The organism is Streptomyces laculatispora, assembly GCF_017353455.1.
GTDB lineage: Bacteria > Actinomycetota > Actinomycetes > Streptomycetales > Streptomycetaceae > Streptomyces > Streptomyces laculatispora.
Genome location: NZ_JAFMPZ010000270.1, coordinates 1 through 6675 on the forward strand (window position 1 = coordinate 1; position 6675 = coordinate 6675).

Below are 6675 nucleotides of genomic sequence, written 5' to 3' on the forward strand. Positions count from 1 at the left end.
CCTGTCACGGGCAGGGGCGGGGAGGGGGCGGGGCCCGCCGCAGGCGCACCCTCCCACCGCTCGCCGCTACGCCAGCCCGCGCCGCGCCACGGCGGGCGCCCGGTGCCCGGCGATGGTCGCCACCATGTCCAGGACGTCCCGCGTCTCCGCCACCTCGTGCACCCGGTACACCCGCGCCCCCAGCCACGCGGACACCGCGGTCGTCGCCAACGTGCCGATCAGGCGTTCCTTCACCGGGCGGTCGAGCGTCTCGCCCACGAAGTCCTTGTTGGACAGCGAGACCAGCACCGGCCAGCCCGTCTCCGTCATCTCGCCGAGACGACGCGTCGCCTCCAGCGAGTGGCGGGTGTTCTTCCCGAAGTCGTGACCCGGGTCGATCATGATCCCGTCCGGCCGGACCCCCAGGTCCACGGCCCGCTCGGCCAGCCCCACGGTCACCCGCAGGATGTCGGCCAGCACGTCCTCGTAGCCGATCCGGTGCGGCCGGGTCCGCGGCTCGGCGCCGCCCGCGTGCGTGCACACCAGCCCCGCCCCGTACCGCGCGGCGACCTCCGCGAGCTTCGGGTCGACGCCGCCCCACGCGTCGTTCAGCAGGTCGGCTCCGGCCTCGCAGACCGCCTCGCCGACGTCGTGGCGCCAGGTGTCGACGCTGATCACCACGTCCGGGTGACGCCGGCGCACCTCGGCGACGAAGCCGACGGTCCGGCGGGCCTCCTCCTCGGCGGTGACCTCTTCGCCGGGACCCGCCTTCACCCCGCCGATGTCGATGATCGCGGCACCGTCCGCCACCGCCTGCTCGACGCGGGAGAGCGCCGGCTCGTCACGGAAGGTCGCGCCCTGGTCGTAGAAGGAGTCCGGGGTGCGGTTCACGATCGCCATGATCACCGGCTCGTGCGCACCGAACTCGCGCCGCCCCAGCCTGAGCGCACCGCTTCGCATCCCGTGTCTCTCCCTGTGCATCCTCTCGGCAGATCACCTGCCGAGTCCGACTGCGACCCTAGTGCCTCGCCCGGCACGGATTGCCCGTCAGGAGCGCCGGGCGAGGCACTTGCCGTCAGTGCCGCATGGCACGATCGGACCCGGACGAAATTCCGCTCCCGGGGAGATACGCGTGTTCTGGTTCTTGCTGCTCGCGATGGTGGTGGTGGTTGCCGCGGTCACTCTCGCGGTGGTCGGCGGAGGGAGGAGCGCCATCCTTCAGGACGTGGCGCCCGAGCAGCTGACGGATCCGCTGCCCGCGACGCGCCCGGTCGGCCGCGCGGATGTCGAGGCGCTCCGGCTGCCGGTCACCGCCCGCGGCTACCGGATGACGGATGTCGACGAGGCGCTGGGCCGGCTCGGAGCCGAGCTCGCCGAGCGGGACGCGCGGATCGCGGAGCTGGAGTCGGCGCTCGCGGGCGCACAGGCCACCAGGGCGGGCCGTCCCGACCTCCTCAAGGGGCCCCAGGACCGACCTCAGGCGCCTTGGCAGGGACCCTGGCAGGAGCCCTGGCAGGCGCAGGAGCCGTCAGCGGAGTCGGCGCAGTCAGCGCAGAGCACGCCGCGGCCGGACGAGGAGGACGGGCGATGAGCGGCGGGGCCGAAGCGGCGGCGGACGGCGGGCTGCGCTGCCCGTGGGGCCTGTCCACCGAGGACTACCTCACCTATCACGACACGGAATGGGGCCGCCCGGTCCACGGCGACGACGCCCTCTTCGAGCGGCTGTGCCTGGAGGCGTTCCAGTCCGGGCTGTCCTGGCTGACGATCCTGCGCCGCCGGGAAGGCTTCCGCGGCGCGTTCGCCGGGTTCAGCATCCCCGCCGTGGCGAAGTTCACCGATGCGGACCGGGAGCGGCTGCTCGCCGACGCGGGCATCATCCGCAACCGCGCGAAGATCGACGCCACCCTGGCCAACGCGAGGATGCTGGCCGACTGGCACAGCGGTGAGCTGGACGAGCTGATCTGGTCGTACGCCCCGGACCCGGCCACCCGGCCCGTTCCGCGCACACTCGGGGACGTCCCGGCGGTCACCGCGGAGTCCACGGCGCTGTCCAAGGACCTCAAGAAGCGCGGACTGCGCTTCATCGGTCCGACCACCGCCTACGCCCTGATGCAGGCGTGCGGGCTGGTCGACGACCACCTCGCCGACTGCGTGGCACGCGGCACCGAGGCGTAGGGCCGGGGCGGCTCAGGGCCGGGGAGCGGCTACTGCCCCAGGTACTTGGGCCGCTCCTTGTCGAGGAAGGCCTGCACCGCGATCGCGTGGTCCTGAGACGCGCCCGCCCGTGTCTGGAGTTCGTCCTCCTTCTCCAGCGCCTCGCCGAGGGTGTGACCGGCCCCGTACGCGAGGGACTCCTTGAGCGCCGCGTAGGCCACCGTCGGGCCGTCCGCCAGCGCGCGGGCCACCGCGGCGGCCTCGGTGGCGAGGTCGGCGGAAGGTACCAATTTGTTCACGATGCCCAGGTCGTGGGCGTCACTCGCGGAAATCGAGCGCGGGAAGAGCAGCAGGTCGGCGGCGCGGCTCTGGCCGATCAGCCGGGGCAGCGTCCAGGAGACGCCCGAGTCGGCCGTGAGCGCGACCCCGGCGAACGAGGTGTTGAACGACGCGGTGTCGGCGGCCACCCGGTAGTCGCAGGCGAGGGCGAAACCGAACCCCGCGCCGGCCGCTACCCCGTTGATCCCGGCCACAACGGGCTTCGGCATCCCGGTGATGGCCCGGACGATGGGGTTGTAGTGCTCCCGCACGGTGCTGAGCGCGTTGCCGCCGCCCGCCTCACGGGCTTCCGCCAGCTTGGCGACGTGCTCCTTGAGGTCCTGGCCGACACAGAACGCGCGTCCGCCGGCCGCGGTGAGCAGCACCGCCCGCACGGCGGGATCGGCGGCGGCCGACATCAGGGCGTCACGCAGCGCCACCTTGGTCGCGGTGTTCATCGCGTTCATCGCGTCGGGACGGTTGATCGTGATCGTCGCGAGCCCGTCGTTCACTTCGCAGAGCACGGCGTCGGCCATGTGGGGTCCCCTTTTGCGCCTCGTCCAAAGTCTGTCGAGGCAAGCATGGCCGACTTCGGCGAAGGGGAACATGTGACCTGCGTCTAACAATTCCGCCCCGATGGAGGGGTAAGGGGGACGGAGTATCGCAGTCGGTTCGCCGAATTGGGTGGTTTTGAGTGAGCGCGTTGCGCAAGCGATGCAGAGCGATGTTGGTCATCAGGGTCTCTGATGCGGGATAATGGCCTGGAAGCAATGTGTTCGATGCCGGTGAGGCAGCGCCTGTCATGGGGCCGCCGGTTGCGATGAGCTGGTTTCAGGAAGGGGAACGAGCATGGCGGCCATGAAGCCGCGGACGGGCGACGGCCCGCTCGAGGTGACAAAGGAGGGGCGGGGCATCGTCATGCGCGTTCCGCTCGAAGGCGGCGGTCGGCTTGTCGTGGAGCTGACTCCGGACGAGGCCGATGCGCTGGGCGATGCCCTCAAGAAGGTCGTCGGCTGACGCAGAGGCGCCCACACTTCACTGCTGCCCGGCACGGATTCCGTGCCGGGCAGCAGTGCGTTCGGTGACCTGTGAGGAAGCGCCGGTGGTGACCGGGGAGAGGCGGGGCTAGCCCCGCCGTACCGCGCAGAGCAGTCCGTCGCCCACCGGCAGCAGCGTCGACATCAGTTCCTGGCTCTCGCGGACCGCGCGCAGCAGCTCGCGCAGGCGCAGCACCTCCGCGGGCTGGGGCGCGGAGTCGACCGTACGGCCGTCCGCGAAGACGCCCTCGAAGCACACCAGACCGCCGGGTCGCAGCAGGCGCAACGATTCAGCGAGGCAGTCCAGGCTCTCCATCCGGTCGCCGTCGCAGAAGACGAGGTCGTATCCGCCGTCCGCCAGCCGGGGGAGTACGTCCAGGGCACGGCCGGGGATGAAGCGGGCCCGGTTGGCGGCGAAGCCCGCCGCCCGGAAGGCCTCACGGGCGAACTGCTGGCGCTCGGGTTCCGGGTCGACCGTGGTCAGTACCCCGTCGGGCCGCATGCCGTGCAGCAGATAGATGCCGGACACGCCCGTACCCGTGCCGATTTCGGCGACCGCTTTGGCGTCCGTCGTGGCAGCGAGCAGGCGCAGCGCTGCGCCGGTGCCTGGTGACACCGAGCGGAGCCCCACGTCCCGGGCCCGGTCCCGGGCCCAGCGCAGTGCTTCGTCCTCGGCGACAAAGGCGTCGGCGAACGCCCAGCTCGTCTGCCGGTTGGCTGTGATGGCCCTCTCCTGTCCCCGTAGTTGGCGCAACGGTGACTGTATCCGCTGCACCCGGGAACCCGCAGATGGGACCAGGCGTTATGGAAGGGCAGGGGAAAGCGCGTGGATCGGGCCCGCGGATCGGGCCCGGGGATCATGGGCAGGCGGTTCCCGGGGCTGTCCCCGGCCCCAGCAGGAAAAAGGCTTATCCGGAGCTAACGGGCGAGGTGGCTATGGTAGGGGCTCCACTGGACACCACCAGAGCCGACAGGGGAGGTGCGGCTGCGCCTGTGGATCGGGGAGGAGTGCTGTGGCGCTTTCTCAGGTCGGCGGGTGAGCCGAAATCCGTGACCAACACTGCTGACCGTTCTTCCAACGACTCCGCAACGACTGCGACCTTCGCCTCGGATGCGCATTCCCAGGCGTGGACGCCGCCCTCATGGGAAGAGATCGTCAGCACGCACAGCGGTCGTGTCTACCGCCTTGCCTACCGACTGACGGGAAACCAGCACGACGCCGAGGACCTCACTCAGGAGGTCTTCGTCCGGGTCTTCCGTTCGCTGTCGACCTACACGCCCGGCACCTTCGAGGGCTGGCTGCACCGCATCACGACCAATCTGTTCCTGGACATGGTGCGTCGTAAGCAGCGCATCCGCTTCGACTCCCTCGGCGACGACGCGGCCGAGCGGCTGCCCAGCCGTGAGCCGTCGCCGCAGCAGGTTTTCAACGACACCCACTTCGACGCGGACGTCCAGCAGGCGCTGGACACCCTTGCGCCCGAGTTCCGGGCCGCGGTCGTGCTCTGCGACATCGAGGGCCTTTCGTACGAGGAGATCGCCGCGACACTCGGCGTGAAGCTCGGCACCGTACGCAGCCGTATCCACCGCGGGCGCTCGCACCTGCGCAAGGCGCTGCAGCACCGTTCGCCCGAGGCCCGTGCCGAGCAGCGCTCGCTGACGGGTGTCCTTGCGGCAGGGGAGGGCGGAGCGGCGTGAGTGGCACAGGTCCGACCTCCGCGGAACAACACCTGGGGGACCGGCTCGCCGCGCTTGTCGACGGGGAGCTCAAACACGACGTCCGTGACCGGGTGCTCGCCCACCTCGCGACCTGCGCCAAGTGCAAGGCCGAGGCTGCCGCCCAGCGGCGCCTGAAGAGTGTCTTCGCCCAGTCGGCCCCACCCTCTCCCTCCGAGGGCTTCCTTGCCCGGTTGCAGGGCCTTCCCGGTGGACCGGGTGGTGACGACGGCAGGCCGGGAAGACCGATGGGCGGCTCAGGCCGTTTCGGTGACGGGGTCTTCCCCGTGATGCAGCCTCCCGGCGGCCGGGTGGATTCGTCCGCGGGCGGCTCTCCGCTGGACGGATTCGGTTACCTCCCGACCGCGCACGGTTCGGCCGCGGTCCTTCCGACCGGCCCGGCCCGGCCCGCGTTCCGGATTCACGAGGTCAGCCGTGAGGCCGACCGATCGCCCTGGCGGGGCCGCAGGTTCGCGTTCGCCGCTGCCAGCGCCGTCTCCCTGGCCGCCATCGCCCTGGGCGGCGCCCTCCCGACGGACGCCGGGCCCGATTCCCCGACCCGGGCCGACGGCTCGGGCAGCGTGACACCGCTGGGAGCCGACGCGCGTGCGGAGAGCGGGGTCACCGTCAGCCGCCGCGGCGGCGGCTACGGCGCGCTCGCAGCGGCCGGCGCCGGCGACCGCCCGGTGTCCCTCACGATGAACGCCGCGCCGTTGGCGTTCTCCTCGGCGTCCCCCCTGCTCGGCACCGGCAGCTTCACCGGCAGCCGGTACGCGCTTCCCGTCCAGACCAATGTGTCCGGGCCTTCGCTGATACGTCCCGACGGCACCAGCCCGCTGTTCGCCAAGGCCCTCGGCAGCGGAATTTCCACGGCCTCCCCGGAGCCGTCCCGGACCCCCACATCGGCCGCCGGACTGCCGGTTCGCGCCAATCAGGGACTGCCGCTCCTCCCTCGTCGCTGACGCGGGTCCGCACAGGGCCTGCGTAAACCTGGTTGAATTCCGGCAGGATTTCCGGGAGGGACGCCCCCTGCGGGGCGTGCAGAGCCAGTTGCGGCAGTTGCGGGGAGAGCATGGACGACGGGAAGCCCACCGAGCCGAAGGCGAAGTGGTGGAGCCGGCCCACGGCGGGGCGCAGCACGAGCACAGCGCCTCAGGAGCCGTCGCCCGTCGAGGACGCGGTGCCCCCGGTGGACGCGACCGGAGCGAGTGACGGGGCGGAAGTGGCGCCGGAGGGGCCTGTGACGGCCGAGACCCTGACGGCCGAGACCGTGCCGCAGGCCGCCCGGCCGCTCCACGAGCCCGACCAGTACAGCACCCCGCCCTACGGCGGCCCCGGTCCCTGGGCACTCGCACCCCATGTGCAGCGGCCGGTCCCGACACCGGCGCACGGCACCCCCGTACCGCCGCCCTACGCGGGGACGAACGGCTCAGGCATCACGACGGCCCCCGCCCCGCCGGCCGCTGCACAT

8 protein-coding genes and 1 pseudogene are annotated in these 6675 nt (G+C 71.8%); 6 read left to right on the plus strand and 3 right to left on the minus strand.

What is annotated here, in order from left to right:
* Positions 1-66: 66 nt before the first annotated feature.
* The gene (folP, locus tag J1C73_RS14950; RefSeq protein WP_123461471.1) at positions 67-939 is read right to left on the minus strand and encodes a dihydropteroate synthase; all 873 of its coding nucleotides are present in this window, start codon (positions 937-939) and stop codon (positions 67-69) included.
* 172 nt (positions 940-1111) lie between these two features.
* On the opposite strand from folP, the gene J1C73_RS14955 reads away from it, so the two are divergent.
* The gene (locus J1C73_RS14955) at positions 1112-1570 is read left to right on the plus strand and encodes a hypothetical protein (protein WP_207316808.1); all 459 of its coding nucleotides are present in this window, start codon (positions 1112-1114) and stop codon (positions 1568-1570) included.
* On the plus strand, positions 1567-2154 hold the full coding sequence (locus J1C73_RS14960; protein WP_242644189.1) for a DNA-3-methyladenine glycosylase I: 588 nt from the start codon (positions 1567-1569) through the stop codon (positions 2152-2154). Before J1C73_RS14955 ends, J1C73_RS14960 begins: the two co-directional genes overlap by 4 nt.
* Before the next feature lie 29 nt (positions 2155-2183).
* Here the strand turns inward: J1C73_RS14960 and chcB are convergent, their stop codons facing one another.
* On the minus strand, positions 2184-2987 hold the full coding sequence (chcB, locus tag J1C73_RS14965) for a 2-cyclohexenylcarbonyl CoA isomerase (protein WP_123461473.1): 804 nt from the start codon (positions 2985-2987) through the stop codon (positions 2184-2186).
* Positions 2988-3300: 313 nt separating this feature from the next.
* On the opposite strand from chcB, the gene J1C73_RS14970 reads away from it, so the two are divergent.
* Complete coding sequence (locus tag J1C73_RS14970; RefSeq protein WP_003966491.1) at positions 3301-3468, plus strand: DUF3117 domain-containing protein; 168 nt, start codon at positions 3301-3303, stop codon at positions 3466-3468.
* A gap of 108 nt (positions 3469-3576) precedes the next feature.
* Here the strand turns inward: J1C73_RS14970 and J1C73_RS14975 are convergent, their stop codons facing one another.
* On the minus strand, positions 3577-4242 hold the full coding sequence (locus tag J1C73_RS14975) for an O-methyltransferase (RefSeq protein ID WP_207316809.1): 666 nt from the start codon (positions 4240-4242) through the stop codon (positions 3577-3579).
* Positions 4243-4424: 182 nt separating this feature from the next.
* Here J1C73_RS14975 and sigE point away from each other — a divergent pair, with 182 nt between their 5' ends.
* The 3 genes and pseudogenes from sigE to J1C73_RS14990 form a co-directional block, all read left to right on the plus strand.
* Positions 4425-5186: an RNA polymerase sigma factor SigE gene (gene sigE, locus J1C73_RS14980; RefSeq protein ID WP_207316810.1), complete on the plus strand. Its 762-nt coding sequence runs from the start codon at positions 4425-4427 to the stop codon at positions 5184-5186.
* Positions 5183-6166, plus strand: coding sequence for a zf-HC2 domain-containing protein (locus J1C73_RS14985; protein WP_207316811.1), 984 nt, complete (start codon positions 5183-5185; stop codon positions 6164-6166). Before sigE ends, J1C73_RS14985 begins: the two co-directional genes overlap by 4 nt.
* A gap of 110 nt (positions 6167-6276) precedes the next feature.
* A pseudogene (locus J1C73_RS14990) lies at positions 6277-6675 on the plus strand (protease); the annotation flags it as partial.